Annotated in this window: 16 protein-coding genes; 1 reads left to right on the top strand and 15 read right to left on the bottom strand. The window is 30.7% G+C overall.

The window, feature by feature from the left end; genetic code table 11:
* The first annotated feature begins 266 nt into the window (after positions 1–266).
* A complete protein-coding gene (gene hflX, locus AABM47_RS07330) occupies positions 267–1,496 on the top strand; it encodes a GTPase HflX (RefSeq protein WP_338410278.1) in 1,230 nt (409 codons plus the stop codon).
* Positions 1,497–1,544: 48 nt separating this feature from the next.
* Here the strand turns inward: hflX and AABM47_RS07325 are convergent, their stop codons facing one another.
* The 15 genes from AABM47_RS07325 to AABM47_RS07255 form a co-directional block, all read right to left on the bottom strand.
* A complete protein-coding gene (locus AABM47_RS07325; RefSeq protein WP_338410277.1) occupies positions 1,545–2,393 on the bottom strand; it encodes a DUF3078 domain-containing protein in 849 nt (282 codons plus the stop codon).
* Positions 2,394–2,486: 93 nt separating this feature from the next.
* Positions 2,487–2,996 carry a DUF2480 family protein gene (locus AABM47_RS07320; protein ID WP_338410276.1) on the bottom strand — a complete coding sequence of 170 codons (510 nt, stop codon included), beginning with the start codon at positions 2,994–2,996 and terminating at the stop codon, positions 2,487–2,489.
* Positions 2,997–2,999: 3 nt separating this feature from the next.
* Positions 3,000–4,835, bottom strand: a complete 1,836-nt coding sequence (locus AABM47_RS07315; RefSeq protein ID WP_338410275.1) for an ABC transporter ATP-binding protein — start codon at positions 4,833–4,835, stop codon at positions 3,000–3,002.
* Positions 4,836–4,904: 69 nt separating this feature from the next.
* Positions 4,905–5,228, bottom strand: a complete 324-nt coding sequence (locus tag AABM47_RS07310; protein WP_338410274.1) for an SUF system Fe-S cluster assembly protein — start codon at positions 5,226–5,228, stop codon at positions 4,905–4,907.
* Positions 5,229–5,299: 71 nt separating this feature from the next.
* Positions 5,300–5,719, bottom strand: coding sequence for a SufE family protein (locus AABM47_RS07305; protein ID WP_338410273.1), 420 nt, complete (start codon positions 5,717–5,719; stop codon positions 5,300–5,302).
* 5 nt (positions 5,720–5,724) lie between these two features.
* Positions 5,725–6,147, bottom strand: coding sequence for a hypothetical protein (locus tag AABM47_RS07300; RefSeq protein WP_338410272.1), 423 nt, complete (start codon positions 6,145–6,147; stop codon positions 5,725–5,727).
* Positions 6,148–6,158: 11 nt separating this feature from the next.
* Entirely contained in the window at positions 6,159–7,379 is a 1,221-nt protein-coding gene (locus AABM47_RS07295) for a cysteine desulfurase (protein ID WP_338410271.1), read from the bottom strand.
* Between the two features lie 154 nt (positions 7,380–7,533).
* Complete coding sequence (locus AABM47_RS07290) at positions 7,534–8,322, bottom strand: PhzF family phenazine biosynthesis protein (RefSeq protein ID WP_338410270.1); 789 nt, start codon at positions 8,320–8,322, stop codon at positions 7,534–7,536.
* 121 nt (positions 8,323–8,443) lie between these two features.
* Complete coding sequence (locus AABM47_RS07285; protein ID WP_338410269.1) at positions 8,444–8,656, bottom strand: hypothetical protein; 213 nt, start codon at positions 8,654–8,656, stop codon at positions 8,444–8,446.
* A gap of 75 nt (positions 8,657–8,731) precedes the next feature.
* A complete protein-coding gene (locus AABM47_RS07280; protein ID WP_338410268.1) occupies positions 8,732–9,550 on the bottom strand; it encodes an OmpA family protein in 819 nt (272 codons plus the stop codon).
* Positions 9,551–11,179, bottom strand: a complete 1,629-nt coding sequence (locus AABM47_RS07275) for a S41 family peptidase (protein WP_338410267.1) — start codon at positions 11,177–11,179, stop codon at positions 9,551–9,553.
* A 71-nt stretch (positions 11,180–11,250) separates the two neighbouring features.
* Entirely contained in the window at positions 11,251–11,637 is a 387-nt protein-coding gene (gene rnpA, locus AABM47_RS07270) for a ribonuclease P protein component (protein ID WP_338410266.1), read from the bottom strand.
* 64 nt (positions 11,638–11,701) lie between these two features.
* The gene (locus AABM47_RS07265) at positions 11,702–13,582 is read right to left on the bottom strand and encodes a M1 family metallopeptidase (protein WP_338410265.1); all 1,881 of its coding nucleotides are present in this window, start codon (positions 13,580–13,582) and stop codon (positions 11,702–11,704) included.
* A gap of 290 nt (positions 13,583–13,872) precedes the next feature.
* Positions 13,873–15,417 (bottom strand): phosphoethanolamine--lipid A transferase EptA, encoded by a 1,545-nt coding sequence (eptA, locus tag AABM47_RS07260; RefSeq protein ID WP_338410264.1) that lies wholly within the window; start codon positions 15,415–15,417, stop codon positions 13,873–13,875.
* Entirely contained in the window at positions 15,398–16,036 is a 639-nt protein-coding gene (locus AABM47_RS07255) for a phosphatase PAP2 family protein (protein WP_338410263.1), read from the bottom strand. The genes eptA and AABM47_RS07255 overlap by 20 nt, the downstream gene beginning before the upstream one ends.
* Between the last annotated feature and the right edge of the window lie 440 nt (positions 16,037–16,476).

Here is a 16,476-nt window from a genome sequence, read left to right as displayed (position 1 = left end):
GTCATAAACTTTCCAAGTACCTGAAGGCAAAACCCAATCATCTGAGGTTAAATCTGGTACTGATGTTCCCTCAAAGCCTTCTGGTAGTTGTGCAAAACTAGTAAAGGAAAGAAACATCAATATAAAAAAGAGTGTAAGTTTTTTCATTATAAATAATTGTTAATTTTTATTTAATTTCAAAAGTAATCGTTTTTTTTAAAAATAAGAGAATTTTACATTGTTTTTGTTATAAATTTGTTGTCCCTAAAATATTTTTAAATAAAATTATGATAGAAAAAGAGATTTTTAACTTTGAAAGAACCCTTATTGTTGGGATCGTTACACAAAATCAAAATGAGGAAAAATTAAATGAATTTTTAGATGAATTAGAGTTTTTAACATTTACGGCAGGTGGTGAAGTTATAAAACGGTTTACTCAAAAAATGGATAAACCAAATCCAAAAACATTTGTTGGTACAGGAAAGTTAGAAGAAATAGCTGTTTATATAAAAGAAAAGGACATTTCAACCGTTATTTTTGATGATGAACTAACTCCTTCTCAACAAAAAAATATTACTAATATATTTGATATTAAAGTCCTCGACAGAACACATCTTATACTGGATATATTTGCACAAAGAGCACAAACGTCTTATGCGCGTACACAAGTAGAATTAGCTCAGTGTGTGTATTTGCTTCCTAGGTTATCTGGTATGTGGACACACTTGGAAAGACAACGTGGAGGAATTGGAATGAGAGGTCCAGGTGAAACAGAAATTGAAACCGATAGACGAATTGTAAGGGATCGTATTGCTTTATTAAAAGATAAAATCAAAAATATCGATAAGCAAATGGCTACTCAAAGAGGGAATCGAGGCACTATGGTTCGAGTTGCTATAGTTGGTTATACCAACGTAGGAAAATCAACAATAATGAATGCTGTTGGAAAAAGTGATGTGTTTGTAGAAAATAAGCTGTTTGCCACATTAGACACCACGGTAAGAAAAACGGTTATTAGAAATTTACCTTTTTTGTTGTCAGATACCGTTGGTTTTATAAGAAAGCTTCCGACGCAACTAGTAGATTCATTTAAAAGCACATTAGACGAAGTTAGAGAAGCTGATTTACTACTTCATGTGGTAGACATTGCACATCCAGAATTTGAACACCATATAGAATCGGTAAATCAAATTTTAAAAGACATAAAAAGTGATCATAAACAAATCATAATGGTTTTTAATAAAATTGACGCATACAAGCCTGTTTTTTTAGCAGATGATGATTTGATTACCGAAAGAGAATCAAAGCATTTTTCTTTAGAGGAGTGGAAAAAAACATGGATGCATAATGTAGGTGAAAAAAACGCCTTATTTATTTCAGCGACACATAAAATAAACTTTGAAGAATTTAGAGAAAAAGTTTATGAGGCCGTAAGAAAAATACACATTACAAGGTTTCCTTATAATAAGTTTTTGTATCCTGAATATAGCGAAGCGATTGAAAAAGAAGAAGAATAAAAAAAGACCCTTATTGAGGGTCTTTTTTTTAGATAATACTTTGGTGTTTTAAAAACCATAGTTAACGCCTAAACCTATATTTTGACGTGTTTGAAACCCTCTAAAAGCGTTGTCGTCATAAATGGTTTGAAATGTTAAATTTGTTGTTAGGTGTTTATTAATAGACATAACTACATTTAATTGATAATTAAGATCTACATTTTGTGGGTCTTCCAAATAATTTGAATATAGGCTTACTATATTTTCGAACGATACGTTTTTCATTGCGTTAAACTTATAGTACCCACTCAAAGACGCTCCTAATTCATAACGTGAAGTTTCTCCTGTTTCAACACCAAAAGAAGTTAAACCTCCTTGTGTAAACTCATCATGAACAATGATAAGTTTAGAGGTGAGAGGGGCAATATTAAACTTCAAATTATCACTTTTTTTCCACATCATACCTGGTCCAAATTGAAAAAAAGCTGGAGAAAAGAAATGTGAAATTCTAACTGTTTGCGTATCTGGATCTAAACCCGTGTCTAATTGAGTTTTAAAGTTAAAAAAAGCAGAATAAAACCATAATCCTGATGCTTTTTTACCTAATAAGGAGTTAAATTCTATTCTATCATCTGATTTTTGAATATCAGCCTCTTTTAGTTTTGTAATGCCGTATCCTGCCATTATTTTATTGTCTAATGACCAGTCGCCTTTTTTGTAATTGAAATCATAGTTAACCAAAATGTTTCCTGAAAGACTGCTTTGACCACCTGCTAACCAATTATTAAAAGTAGCTTGATTTCCTATAAAAGAAAAGGTTCCTGATTTTTTCCATCCATCTTGATTTACATCTGCAGTAGTATCTTGAGAAAATGCAAATGAAGTAACTAATAATAAGCCAAAAATAATTTTATTCATGTTTTTATTTAAAATTTGATTGGCTAAATTAATATGTGACTATATAAAACTTAAATTTTTAATAAAAAATAATGGCTTATATCGACAAAAGGGTCATTTTTTCGCTTTAAACAACGGAACTGCCGAACATGCTTCACCAAACATAATGCTTTTTGCAAAAGGAATTAATTGTTGCATAGCTAAAACATACGCTTCTTGAGGTACAGGCTTGTTTGAACAACCTTTTAAAATTAATGGTTTATTTTTATAAATTGTATAATCTATCTGGTTTAATTTCTCTTGATAAATACTCAATAATAAATCGTTTTTTGTTCCCGAAATAACTTTTAATGCAAAGGGTTGCAGATATACAGAAACCAATGCAAAGGCCCATGCTGGTAAAATAGCATCTGTTGAGCATTGAATATAAATATATTTACCTCTATGTTGAGCCCAATCGTATTCTTTTAATAAGGCTCTAAAGTCATTTTCTTTTAACACATACCCTTCAAGGAGCCATTGAGAAACATCAACAGGTGCTAGTTCTTCTTTAGGATAATAATTTTCTAAATCAAAAATTTCTAAAATGCTATTTGCTACTTTGTTTACTATTTCTTTTTCCATGTTTTATGTATATCCTTTTGCTTGAAGATCAAATAATTGAGCATATAATTGTTTCTTAATCATCAATTCTTCATGGGTTCCTGATTCTAAAATTTTTCCTTCTTGTAGCACTATTATTCTATCCGCTTGACGAACAGTGCTGAAACGATGCGAGATAATTATGCTTGTTTTGTTTTGGATTAAATGAATAAATCTTTCAAAAACTTCGCTCTCTGCTTTAGCGTCTAGGGCAGATGTTGGTTCGTCTAAAATCATTACCTCAGCGCTTTTCATATAGGCTCTTGCTAAAGCTATTTTTTGCCATTGACCGCCAGACAATTCTTGTCCTTTAACAAATCTTTTGCCTAATTGTTGGTCGTAGCCTAAAGTTAATTCAGAAATTACTTCGTTCGCTAAACTTAATTCTGCTGCTTTTTCAATACGTTCTTGATTGCCGATTTGATCTATTTTACCAATAGCTATGTTTTCTTTTACTGTAAATTCGTAACGATAAAAATCTTGAAATAACACTCCAAAGTAAGCTTGGTAATCCTTTTTGTTATATCTGTTTATGTTAACACCGTCTAATAATATTTCTCCAGACGTTGGTTCGTAAAAGCGAAGTAATAGTTTAGTAAGGGTTGTTTTTCCTGCGCCGTTCTGACCCACAAAGGCTATTTTTTCTCCAGCATTAATTGAAAAACTTACGTTTTTTAATATTTGATTTTCAGATTCCGGATAAGAAAAATAAACATTAATAAATTCAAATCCTTTTAAAATTTCTTTTGGCAAAGCAATGTCTTCCTTTGTTTTAGGCTGAACCGAAATGTCTATAAAATCAAAATAATCTTTTAAATAAAGGGAACTTTCTGAAATACGTGTAAATTTCGAGAAAAAATCTTGTAAACTTTTCATTAATCGATTAAAACTTCCTGAAAGAAATGTCAATTCGCCTAATGTTATTGCCCCTGATAAAACTCTATAAATAATAAAAACATAGGCAGCATAGTAACTTATAGAGCCTAATAAGTTGAATAAAAAACCATAACTCGATCGTTTAATTATTAAAGTTTTGTTTAGGTTAAAGTATTTTATTGCTAAATTTTTAAACCGTTCAACAATGAAGTTTGTAAGCCCAAACAGCTTAATTTCTTTGGCCGTTTTGTCATTTGCCCCAATAAACCTAAGATAATCAAGCTCTCTTCGTTCTGCGGTCCAACTTCGGGCTAATGAATATTGTTGTTGACTAAATCGAACTTCGTTTATAAAAGAGGGAATAATACTCAATATCAATAAGACTATTAAATAGGGTTCAAAATAAATTAAACCTATAATTAAAGTTAAAATAGAAACCGTAGTTTGAGCCTGACCTAACACATTGGACATTAAATCTACTCGGCCCATGGTTTGTGTTCTTGCGCGATCTAATTTGTCATAAAATTCTGAATTTTCTAACAAGCTTATGTCTATTTCATTTGTTTTTTCTATGATTTTAACAGACGTATAGATGTTGTATTTGTCGCCTAAAATACCATCGGTTAAAGAAATAGCTCTGCTAAACAAATCAGAAAGCACAACTAAAACAAATTCGAGCAATACAAAGTTCCATAACTCCGAAAAGTCTTTTCCTCCTTGTCCTGAAATTTGTATTATTGAATCAATGATTATTTTTCCTACCCAAAGAATTGTAACGGGCAAAAAGGCTGCGGTTAACCTACAAAAAGCAGATACTAAAAATAATTTTTTGTTGGTCTTCCATATCTCTTTAAAAAAACGAGGCACGTAAGAAAGAGAATTAAAAGAAGCTTTAATTCCTGTTTTTTGAGAATCATAAATTGATTTTGCTTGAAAACGAGCCATTATTTTGTGTTCAGTGTTCCTTTTTTTGTTAAAAAAAAGAGCTTTTTTACTGTTTGATTGCGGTTAATATTAAAGCATTCCAAGTTCTAGTTGTGCTTCTTCACTCATTAAGTCTTTGCTCCATGGAGGGTCAAAAGTAATTTCTACTTCACAGGATTTAACCTCATCTATAGATTTAACTTTTTCTTCAACCTCTAATGGCAAAGACTCTGCTACCGGACAATTTGGAGAAGTTAATGTCATTAATATTTTTACGTCATTATCCTCGTTAATCATCACATCATAAATTAAACCTAATTCATAAATGTCAACAGGGATCTCTGGGTCGTAAATTGTTTTTAATGTTTTTACTACATTGTCTCCTAAGTTTATTGTGTCTTTATATTCTTCCATTTTTTTTAGTATTCAATATCTCATTTAATTCGTTTAAAAGTAAAACAAATTACAAGGGTTATTTATTTTTTTTAATTTTTAGCATTATAGGCCAAAGCGTACATTTTAATTTGTTTGATCATAGATACTAAACCGTTAGCTCTTGTTGGTGACAAGTGTTCTTTTAAACCTATTTCGTCAATAAAATTAGTATTGGCTTTTAAAATAGCTTCTGGTTTTTGATTTGAATAAACCCTAATTAAAAGGGCTATTATTCCTTTCGTTAAAATGGCGTCGCTGTCGGCAGTAAAAACAATGTTGTCGTCTTTTTGCTCTCCGTGAACCCATACTTTAGATTGACACCCTTTGATAATGTTGTCGTCTGTTTTAAACTGTTCGTTTATTATAGGCAAAGATTTCCCCAGTTCAATGATGTATTCATAACGTTGCATCCAATCTTCAAACATTGAAAACTCATCTACTATCTCATCTTGAATTTCTTTAATTTGCATGCTTTTTATTTATTTTGTGATAATTTTAAAATTGCATCAACCAATTCTTTTATTTGGGCTGGTGGTATTGTATGATCAAACCCTAATGTTACATAGTCAACCTTATCTTTTGTAAATGATAAATTTGCATGCGGTTTGCCATCATAGTATCGTTCTTGTGTTGGCCCTTCTAAGGTATTATATGTTGATAAATCTATTTTTTTAAATAAGGTTGCTAACTTTTTCCATTCTAAATCTGTTAATTTAACTTCCTGAGCTTTTCCTTCTCTTACATTTTGAATTAAAAGTGTTTTGTTTTCAATTATAATCATTTTAAAATATCCTCTGCTAGATGCTTCATAGACTATTTTTGATTTTTCAAGCTCTTTGTATTCAGAACATCCTTTGGTTAAAAGTAGGCTGATAAAAAGGGTAAGTATTAATTTCATATTTTTGCTTTTTAAGACAACATTATTTTTGCTTTTTTTACAGCTTCTACAAAGATATCGATTTCTTCTTTAGTATTGTAAAATGCTAAACTTGCTCTTATTGTACCCGGTATTTTATAGAAATCCATAATGGGCTGTGCGCAATGATGCCCGGTTCGAACCGCTACGCCAAGTTTATCTATTATCGTGCCAATATCATAAGGATGAATCCCATTTATATTAAAAGACAACACGGATGCTTTTTTAGATAAGTCGTTTGGTCCATAAATAATTACACCTTCTATTTCTAATAATTTTTTTGTTCCATAGGTTAACAATTCATTTTCATAGGCTTCAATATCATCAAAACCAATGTCGTTCATATAATCAATTGCAGCTCCAAAAGCTATTCCTCCACATATATTTGGCGTTCCTGCTTCAAATTTGTGAGGTAAATCTGCATAGGTTGTTTTTTCAAATGTAACTGTTGCTATCATTTCACCACCTCCCTTGTAAGGTGGTAGTTTGCGTAACCATTCTTGTTTTCCGTATAAAATTCCTACGCCTGTTGGGCCACACATTTTATGTGCAGATGTTACATAAAAATCTACATTTAAAGCCTGAACATCTGGTCTTAAATGTGGACATGCTTGTGCTCCGTCAATAAGTACGGCAGCTCCTACATCATGGGCTTTTTTAATAATTTTTTCTATAGGGTTTATGGTTCCTAAAGCATTTGAAATATGGTTGCAAAAAACCAACTTGGTTTTATTGGTTAACAGCTTATCATATTCTTCCATAATTAATTCACCATGAATATTCATTGGAATAACTTTAAGAACAGCACCTGTTTTTTCACATAGCATTTGCCATGGAACAATATTACTGTGATGTTCTAAAGCCGAAACAATAATTTCGTCTCCTTTTACCAGTATACTTTCAAATCCATTAGCTACTAAATTAATACTTTCTGTAGTTCCAGATGTAAAAATTATTTCATATGTTTCTTTAGCATTAAAATGCTTTTGTATTTTTATTCGTGCTTGTTCATAGGCATCTGTTGCTAGCTGGCTCAAAGTATGAACGCCTCGATGTATATTTGCGTTATATTTTGAATAATAGTCAACAATTGAATCTATAACGGCTTGAGGTTTTTGTGAGGTAGCGCCGTTATCAAAATAAACTAATGGTTTCCCATTTATTTGTTCGGATAATATTGGAAATTGTGAACGAATTTTTTGAATATCTAACATAACATTGTTATTTGGTCACAAATTTACAACATCATTGGTTAAAACTTTAATAAATATTGGTTAAAATACAATTTGATGTGCTTTAATTTAAAATTTTTAACCTTACTAATCTCAATAAAAAAGGCATTGGTTTAAGGCCGCTATTGAGCGCTTTTTAATTGATCCATAAGTTTCCAATGGAGTAGGTTTTGGCATGTCCACAAATTAAAACCCTGTCATCATTGTAGTGGCAAAATAATGTTCCTACACGATCTGAAACTTGAAGGGCGTACAGTTCTTTTTTATTTAATTTTTTTGCCCAATACGGAATTAAAGAGCAATGCGCCGAGCCTGTTACTGGATCTTCTAAAATGCTTGCTTGTGGAGTAAAAAACCTAGAAACAAAATCACAATTATCTCCTTTTGCAGTAACGACTACACCGCCAGGGTCTAGGTTTATTTGATCAAATAAATGTCTGTCAATCCTAATGTTTTTAACGTCTGTTTCTGTATTGTATATTAAAATATAATCTCTTGCTTTTAAAACCTCTATAGGCTTTATGTTAAGGGAGTCTTCAATGTTTTTTGGCAACACATCTAAGAACGGCATCCGAGAGGGAAAATCCATTTTATACATATCATTGTCTGCTATTACAGTTAAATCGCCACTTATGGTTTCAAAAATAATTGTGTCTTTTGGATAATTAAGAATCGTTTTTAAACAATGTGCGGTTGCTAAAGTAGCATGGCCGCATAAATCCATTTCGATATTAGGCGTAAACCAGCGCAAGTGAATTTTATGCTCTTTTATTACAAAAAAAGCGGTTTCGGCTACGGCGTTTTCTTGAGCTATTTTTAACAAAATTTCGTCTGCTAACCAATTGTCTAGAGGCACTACACATGCGGAATTTCCGCCAAATGTTTTATTTGTGAAAGCGTCAATTTGATAAAGATTTAGTTTCATTGTTAGAATTTTGATTCGTAAAATACACTATTAAAAAAAAGAGTAATAAGAAAAATACTCGTATAAACATTCCAGAAATTTAACCCTACTGGTTTTGAAATATAATTTCCAAAAGTTGCCCCTATGGAATGAATAATGATAATAACCGACCAATATTGGTTTTTTGAAGTTTTATTGAAATATAATAAATAAAAGTAATTACAAGAAGTGTGGCTCCTAGCATGTATCCTAATTCTAAGTCTCGTGAAATATAATTCACTACTATTTTTCCTGTTGTGGCGGCAATTATCATTAAAACCCCATAAATAAAACTTGTTTTTGAAATGTTTTTCATGGATTTATGTTTTGTGTTTCCCTCTTTTTATAAATAAATTTTTGCGCAGGTATTATTTCGATACTTATAAAAGGATTAATTTTTGGTAATAATCAATTCTACTCTTCTGTCTAATTCTGGCGATTTACCAAGCGGCTGAGTGTTTCCATAACCTTTATAGGTTAGCCTTTTTTCGTTTACCCTTCGTGAAATTAAATATTTATAAACTGTTTTTGATCTGTTTATGGATAATTCGCGTTTTTGAGTAGCTCTGTCTATGGCTTCTTTTTGGTAAACTGGGGTACAACAAACGTGTCCTTGTACCTCAATTTGAATATTTGGATACCGATGTAATCGTATCGCAATTTTATCTAATTCTGTTTTAGATGTTCTGGAAAGTTTGCTGCTTCCTTTTTCAAAAAGCACTTTGTCTAAGGTAATTTTGTCTCCTACAATCACATCTTTTCTTAAAACAGCATAGGTTTCGTTAACGGTTCTAATTGTTTTTAAAGGTATAAAATTTACCAAAACATCTACTCTTCGGTTTTTGGAGCGGGCCTTGGGTACATTGATCTCAAAATCTTCGTCAATAAGAATTCTTCCTTTCCCTTCAATTAAAATTATAATTTTATTTTTAATGCCATGAAGCAGTAATGTGTCTTTTATTGTGTTCGCTCTATGGGTTGATAAATCATAATTATAGGCGTCCTTACCTCTGTCATCACAATAACCAAAAATTTGAATAGACTCTATTTGAGTGGTGTCAATTGATGCCATGAACTTGTGGAGTTCTGTTTGTTGGTCACTTCTTATTTCATATTTGTCAAAATCAAAATATATAGACTGTATAAGTTCTTGATCTTGAGCAAAACAAGTCACACAAACTAAGGTGAATATGTAAGTAAAAAAGCGCATTTATTGTCTTATTTTATAGTATTGTGTTGTGTTGTTAACTATTTCTTTTGCTTTGGAAATTGCAGCGTTATTTTGGGTGTCAAAATCATAAAGACCCTCTTTGTATTTAAAACGTGTAATAATCTCATCATTTAAAAGCATCAAAATTTCAGCTTTATTTTTATCCATGTCTTTTTCGTTGCTTTTTTCAACAGCTAGCTTTAGCATTTTATATTCGGATAAAATGTTTTGATCTATTTTTTCGGCTTTTGCAACTTCTAAGGTGTTTTCTAATGCTAACTCGGTTTTGGTATTCATTTTGTATTGGTTCTTTTGAACAAATTGCTTAAAATCGTCAAAATTAGCACTAGACATCATAGCGTTTGAATTATTTTGATTTTTAAAATAAAAAGCTGTAGCATAGTTAAAAATAGCATCGTTATCAGTTAATGCTTTTGAAATAGAAGAAGATTTGGTTTCAAGCACTTCAATGTCGGGCATAATTCCTCCTCCGTCATAAACAGTTCTTCCGTTTTTAGTTTTGAACGCGTTGTAGTTTTTTTCTGTGGTACGTATAGCCTTGCCGTCTGAGCCTTTATGGGAATAATCTAAGGCTTGAATGCATCTTCCTGAAGGGGTGTAGTATTTAGAAATCGTTACTTTTACTTGGGTTCCATAGGGCATGTTTAAGGGTCTTTGAACCAGCCCTTTGCCAAAACTTCGATTCCCTACAACAACCGCTCGATCTAAGTCTTGCAAGGCTCCTGCTACAATTTCAGATGCAGAAGCGCTTTGTCCATTTACAATTATTGCTAATGGAATTTCTAAATCTACGGGCTCTAATTTGGTTTTGTAAGTGGAATTATATTTTTCTACTTTTGACTTTGTGGTAACTATAGTTTCGTTTTTTGGTACAAATAAGTTGCAAATACTAACCGCTTGGTCAAGAAGCCCGCCCGGATTAGCTCTTAAGTCTAATATGATTTTGGTTGCTCCTTGTTTTTTTAAATCAAGTAAAGCGCTTTTTGTTTCATAAGCTGCTTTTTCATTAAATTTAGATAAAACAATATAACCCGTATTGTTTTCTAGTAGCTTGTAGTAAGGAACAGCTTTTAATTCGACCTCATCTAAAATAATGGAACCCTTTTTCTTTTGTCCCTGACGAAGGTAAACAATATCAATTTTGGTGTTTTTTGCTCCTTTTAAAAGTTGAGAAGCGTCTTCTTTAAAGTCTTTAAGCAAAATGTCCTCTATTTGAATGATTTGGTCTCCTGCTTTAAGGCCTGCTTTATCTGCCGAAAAATTTTTATAAACTTCTTTTAATATTAATTTATCTTCTTTTTGAGAAACCATCGCCCCTATACCCGTGTACTCTCCAGTATTGTTAATTTTAAATTTAATTACATCTTGTTCGTTAAAAAAAACCGTGTATGGATCTAGTTCTTTTAACATGCTTTTAATTCCTTTATCCATCATGTCGCCCGGATTGGTTTCGTCTACATAATTTTGATTTACCAGTTTAAACAAATTGGTAAAAATTTCGAGTTGTTTGGCAATTTCAAAAAAATCTCCTTTAAAACTTGCCCCAACACATAAAAATGAAATGGCTATAATGGGAATTATGATTCTCTTTTTTAAAAAAAATTTCATAGTAAATGTTTTTATTATAACTGATTAACGAATGTAAATATAAAAAACGAAAGGAAAAGCAAAGTTAGACTTTACTTAACCTTTTCAACAAATTTTTCAAAAAGCTGTATGGTTTTTTCATTAATTTGTTGATAGCTTAATCGATCTTTTGACTGATAAAAAAACATAAACGCATGCGGTTTGTTTAAATTGTCAACTAAAAGATGTTTGTTTAAACGATAGCATTCGCGTAAAACACGTTTAAAATAATTGCGGTCTACTGCGTTTTTGAAATGTTTTTTTGAAACTGAAACTCCAAACTTTAGCTTTAGGCTGCCTAATTTTGTGTGCTCATCATCTGCTATTTCGACATAAACCAATCGCAAAGGATATTTAGACACCGATTTTCCTTCGCTAAAAAGCAAATCGATGGTGTTTTGGCTTTTAAGCTTTTCGATTTTTGGGTATGTAAATAACATAAAGCAAAGGTATAAAAAAAGCCGGCTAAAAAAAGCCGGCTTTTTAAATGTATTTTATGTGTTTTTATTCTTTTTCAAAAATATTGTCTTTTTTATTTACGTCAGCCATTAATCCGCTTGGATCAATAACAATAGCTTTTATGGTTGATTTTGATTTTAAAATTTCTATATTAAATGTTGGATAAGCCCAGTCCCAAGCTTCTAAAACAGTTCTTTTAATTTGAGAGTAAGGGTTTTCTTTTTCAAAACGCATTAAGGTGCTCGGAATATAAAAAGACTCTTGTGACCCATCTTCATAAATTATCCACAAATCTATTGGCATAGGTGTTCTGCCTATTCTTTCTAAAGTAACAACTGTGTTGTCTTGTTTTTCTTCTACGCTTTTAATAGCATAATCAATAGTGTTTGTAGTTTGTGTCCAATCTACTAAATACCAGTCTAAATTTGCTCCAGAAACACGTTCAGCACTTCGTTTTATATCGTTTGGCGTTGGATGAGTTAGCTTATAATCAAAATAATATCGTTTTATGGTTTTCATTAGGTTATCATTTCCTATCAAATAACCCAATTGAGCTAAGAAAACCTCTCCTTTACTATATGCACCAATGCTATAGGTTTGGTTATAATCATATCGATCAGCATGGGTAGAAAGGGGCTGTTCTTTTCCTGAATTTGCCAAATAAACATAATTGTTATAAGCACTTTCAAAAATATTATCGTCTTTTTCTTTTGGAGGCATTATAACGTCCATTGATAAATCTGAAATAAAAGACGTAAACCCTTCGTCCATCCATTCATGTTTAGACTCATTGGAAGCTAATAAAAACTGAAACCAAGAATGTGCAAATTCGTGAGCTGTAACACCAACCAAACTTGCATAACTTCTGTTTCCAGTAATTAAAGTACACATTCCATATTCCATTCCACCATCACCACCTTGAATAACTGAATATTGTTTGTACGGATAAACACCAACATTTTTATTATAAAATGATAATAATTCGGCTGTTTTTTCTTGCAATTTTTTCCAATTTTCTAAATTTTCAGCTTTGTTTTTATAAAGAAAATGCAACTCGGTATTGTTTTCACCCATTATTTTGTCATGAATATACTCATTATCTGCAGCCCAAGTAAAATCATGAACATTTGGTGCTATAAAATGCCATGTTAGGTTTTTTGTTTTTTTGGAATGTTTCACTACTACGCCTTCATCTTCATAGCCATGTCCAATTTCATTTTTATTTTGCAGATAACCCGTTCCGCCAATGGTGTAGTTTTTATCCAAAGAAATTTTTACATCAAAATTACCCCAAACCCCATGAAATTCTCTTCCAATGTATGGGTCAGCATGCCAGCCTTCAAAATCGTATTCGGCCATTTTGGGATACCATTGCGTCATGGATAAGGCTACATTTTCAGACGAATTTCTTCCCGAACGTCTAATTTGCAAAGGAACTTGTCCTTCAAAATCCAAGGTAAAATTAGTGGATGATTTGGGTAAAATAGCTTCTGCTAAAGTTACTTCTAAAACTGTTCCTACAACTTTGGTGGTTGCTAATTTTCCGTTTTGTTGAAAGTTAGTAATATTTAAATAACCCATTTCATTGGGTTTCAATGTGCTTATTCTGCTTTCTGTAATTTCTTTGTTTGCTTGTTTAAAAGTTCTAACCATTCTTTTGTCGGGATCAGAAATGGTTTGTAATCGAGCATCCATTGCACTGCCTGGTTGAAAGGCATTATTGTATAAATGATAGTATACTTTACTTAATGTATCTATAGAATTATTGGTGTAAACTAATTCTTGATTTCCTGTGTATTTGTAGTTTTCCACATTCATTTCCACATTCATTTTGTAAGATACATGTTGTTGCCAATAACCAGGATTGGGATTGTTTTGTGCAAATCCAAACACTGAAACAAGTAAAATAAAAAAGCTGTTTTTCATAAGAAAATATTTTTTATACATTTTATAACAAATATATAGAAAAACAACATCTGTGCCTAAAATTAACAATAATAGTTTTTTTAAAGTATTACGTTTTTGAATCAAATACTTTTGCTACAAATTCAGAAATGTTAGAACATAACTTAATTGTATTTTCAAAATTTTGCTAGTCAGACAAATTTATAAAATTAAAGCCATGACTTTCTGTCTATTGTGATTTAGTTAAATCTTCGGTCTAAATTTATTTTTTTGCATTTGTTAGTTAAGTTATTTATTAAAAAGATGGTTGGTTAATTTGAAATGGTTGGTTTAAAAATATTCATTTCTTCTTTATAAATAGGACTTTCAATACTTAAAAAATTTAAAACACTATGAAAAACATGATTTTGGTTTAGTAAATTATTTGATTTCAATTGTTTTGAAGAATTATCAGAAAGCCAAACAATAAATGGAATTTCATATTGTTCTTTGGGTGCAATGCTAATAGGAATACCATGCATATAAAGATTTTTTTCGCCTAATGATTCACCATGATCCGAAACAAAAAGCATGGTGCTTTTAAATTCTTTTAGTTCCTTTAAATCGTCAATAACCTTTGATAAAAGATAATCGGTATAAACAATGGTGTTGTCATAAGCATTTATCAACTCGTCTTGAGAACATTTGGCCAATTCTACACTATTACATACGGGTTTAAAAACTTCAAATTGAGGTGGATATTTTTTATTATAAGTAGGTCCATGACTGGTGCTGGCGTGTAATACAATAAATATTTTGTTGTTTGTACTAGCTCTAATTTGTTCTTTTAATCCACTTAATAATATTTCGTCATAATTGCCATTATTACCGTTGTAATTTGTCGATAAATACTCTTTGTTTTGATAATTTTTGATATGTACTGGTGGTTCTCCCCAGTTGGTGGTTCTCCAAATAACTTCTATTTTGTTTCTATATAAATAATTAGGTAAAATTTCATATAAATCATCAGTGTTTTCATGTTCCAAAATACTTTTTACACCTGCTGTAGTGTAAGTTGCATTGGAAACAGCGTTGAAATGAACAACATTATTTATTTTTGATAACAAAGGGTTCGTGTTTTTTTGATAACCGTATATTGAAAAATTTTCACTTCTAGCTGATTCGCCAATTACTAAAACCACAATAGATTTTTCGTTGTCTTTGATTGTCGCATTTGGCAACAAAATTTCTTTTTCGTTTTTCTGATGCTTATGCACATAAAATAGTGATGTATTTACAGCATAAGACCAAGGCATTGCTAAACCTCCCAATGTTTTTGAGTTTTTATCAATCCATAACCAATTACTAGAATTGATAAAAGCTAAAAATATTATAAAAAATAAAGCAAGTGAGGTAATAGTAGAAAAACGTTTAAGAGTAAGACTACTAATTTGTGATTTGACAATAAAGACACTAGGAATTATACCTAATAAAACAATATATATAACCAATTTCATTGAAAAAAAACTACTCGATTCTTCATAATTAGTGTTCAACATATTGCCTATCATACTTTCGTCTATAATTACGCCATAAGTATTGATAAAATAAACTGCAATTGCATTGAAGATAAAAAAAACAACCAACAAAAACTTGCCTATAAAACGAGATAAATAGAAAAACAATAAAAACACAAGTGCATTGAGTACTAGCATTAAAATAATTAAACTTATAATTAAAAAAACACCGCTAACACTCTTATAATCAATATTTTTAAACACAAAATTAAAAAATGGATAATGAAAAAACAAAAAATTTAAAACACTCATTATCAATACAAAAGAAAGTAACTTAAAATTATTTTTTAAAGTAAACATATACAAATTTATAAAAAGAGATAATTAAACTTAAAAACGCTAAATAATATACCACCAAATTTTCTGCAAATATTTTATTAATCAATGTGATTGAGCAAACAATTATAAAAATTATAAATATACACCAATATTTTTGGTTGTGAACCCATCTACAAATAGTGAAGTTCTGTGTGATATAGATACCTATTAAACCTGAAGTAAAACCTTGAATGCTACCAAAAATTACATCTAATGGAAAATGTGCTCCAACACCAACTCTAGAAAAAGCTATTAGAATACCAAAACTTAAAATGATAAACACCCATATTATTTTATAGTTTGTTTTTTTTGGCATAAAAGCAAACAAAACAACAGTAAATATTGTTAATACCGTACAAGAATGCCCCGAAGGCAAACTGCTAAAACCCACAAGTTTTTTACCTATAATTATAAAATTATTATTGGTAAGTATTTGAGCAGGTCTTGGTATTCCAAAAAGGCCTTTTAACAAATAGGTTAACAAAGCCGAAGTAACCAAAGCCGAAATTAATGATTCCCAAATTTTGGGAGCGTAAATAACAAATATTATTAAAAAAGACAATAAAACAGAGGCATCACCTAGTTGTGTTAAATTGTTCATCGTATTGGGATATTGACCAAAAAAAGCATTTATTTGATAAAAATAATCTTTTTGAATAGATACATATCCTTCAACACATAAGGCATGGTTAAAGTATAAAAAAAGTAGTAGTCCAAAAAAAAAAGCAAGGGAAAAATTAATAAACGACAGCCTGTTTTTGAATCATTATAAACAAAAATGTTCATTTTTTTATGTTTTTTTATTATTATTGTCCGATAAAGGTAAATAAAAAAGAACATTATTGTCCGATAAAAGTAAATAAAAAAGAAGCTAAAAAAATGGCTTCTTGATTAAAAGCATAATTTCGAGTTGCAAAATTCAAATAACGATGGGTAAAAGTAATTATTTTTCTAGTAAATCTGTTTTCGGACAGCTGATTTCTTTAATTGACGATAAAATAATAAAAGATGCGGTCAAAAAGAATGATTCTGACAGATATG

It is taken from the genome of uncultured Flavobacterium sp. (genome assembly GCF_963925415.1).
In the GTDB taxonomy this organism is placed as follows: Bacteria; Bacteroidota; Bacteroidia; order Flavobacteriales; family Flavobacteriaceae; genus Flavobacterium.
The sequence above is the reverse complement of the archived record's forward strand: the minus strand, read 5'-3'. Positions and strand labels throughout refer to the sequence as shown.

Coding starts and splice junctions, on each gene's coding strand:
- hflX (WP_338410278.1), top strand. CDS start 267: ATGATAGAAAAAGAGATTTTTAACTTTGAAAGAACCCTTATTGTTGGG.
- AABM47_RS07325 (WP_338410277.1), bottom strand. CDS start 2,393: ATGAATAAAATTATTTTTGGCTTATTATTAGTTACTTCATTTGCATTT.
- AABM47_RS07320 (WP_338410276.1), bottom strand. CDS start 2,996: ATGGAAAAAGAAATAGTAAACAAAGTAGCAAATAGCATTTTAGAAATT.
- AABM47_RS07315 (WP_338410275.1), bottom strand. CDS start 4,835: ATGGCTCGTTTTCAAGCAAAATCAATTTATGATTCTCAAAAAACAGGA.
- AABM47_RS07310 (WP_338410274.1), bottom strand. CDS start 5,228: ATGGAAGAATATAAAGACACAATAAACTTAGGAGACAATGTAGTAAAA.
- AABM47_RS07305 (WP_338410273.1), bottom strand. CDS start 5,719: ATGCAAATTAAAGAAATTCAAGATGAGATAGTAGATGAGTTTTCAATG.
- AABM47_RS07300 (WP_338410272.1), bottom strand. CDS start 6,147: ATGAAATTAATACTTACCCTTTTTATCAGCCTACTTTTAACCAAAGGA.
- AABM47_RS07295 (WP_338410271.1), bottom strand. CDS start 7,379: ATGTTAGATATTCAAAAAATTCGTTCACAATTTCCAATATTATCCGAA.
- AABM47_RS07290 (WP_338410270.1), bottom strand. CDS start 8,322: ATGAAACTAAATCTTTATCAAATTGACGCTTTCACAAATAAAACATTT.
- AABM47_RS07285 (WP_338410269.1), bottom strand. CDS start 8,656: ATGAAAAACATTTCAAAAACAAGTTTTATTTATGGGGTTTTAATGATA.
- AABM47_RS07280 (WP_338410268.1), bottom strand. CDS start 9,550: ATGCGCTTTTTTACTTACATATTCACCTTAGTTTGTGTGACTTGTTTT.
- AABM47_RS07275 (WP_338410267.1), bottom strand. CDS start 11,179: ATGAAATTTTTTTTAAAAAAGAGAATCATAATTCCCATTATAGCCATT.
- rnpA (WP_338410266.1), bottom strand. CDS start 11,637: ATGTTATTTACATACCCAAAAATCGAAAAGCTTAAAAGCCAAAACACC.
- AABM47_RS07265 (WP_338410265.1), bottom strand. CDS start 13,582: ATGAAAAACAGCTTTTTTATTTTACTTGTTTCAGTGTTTGGATTTGCA.
- eptA (WP_338410264.1), bottom strand. CDS start 15,417: ATGTTTACTTTAAAAAATAATTTTAAGTTACTTTCTTTTGTATTGATA.
- AABM47_RS07255 (WP_338410263.1), bottom strand. CDS start 16,036: ATGAACAATTTAACACAACTAGGTGATGCCTCTGTTTTATTGTCTTTT.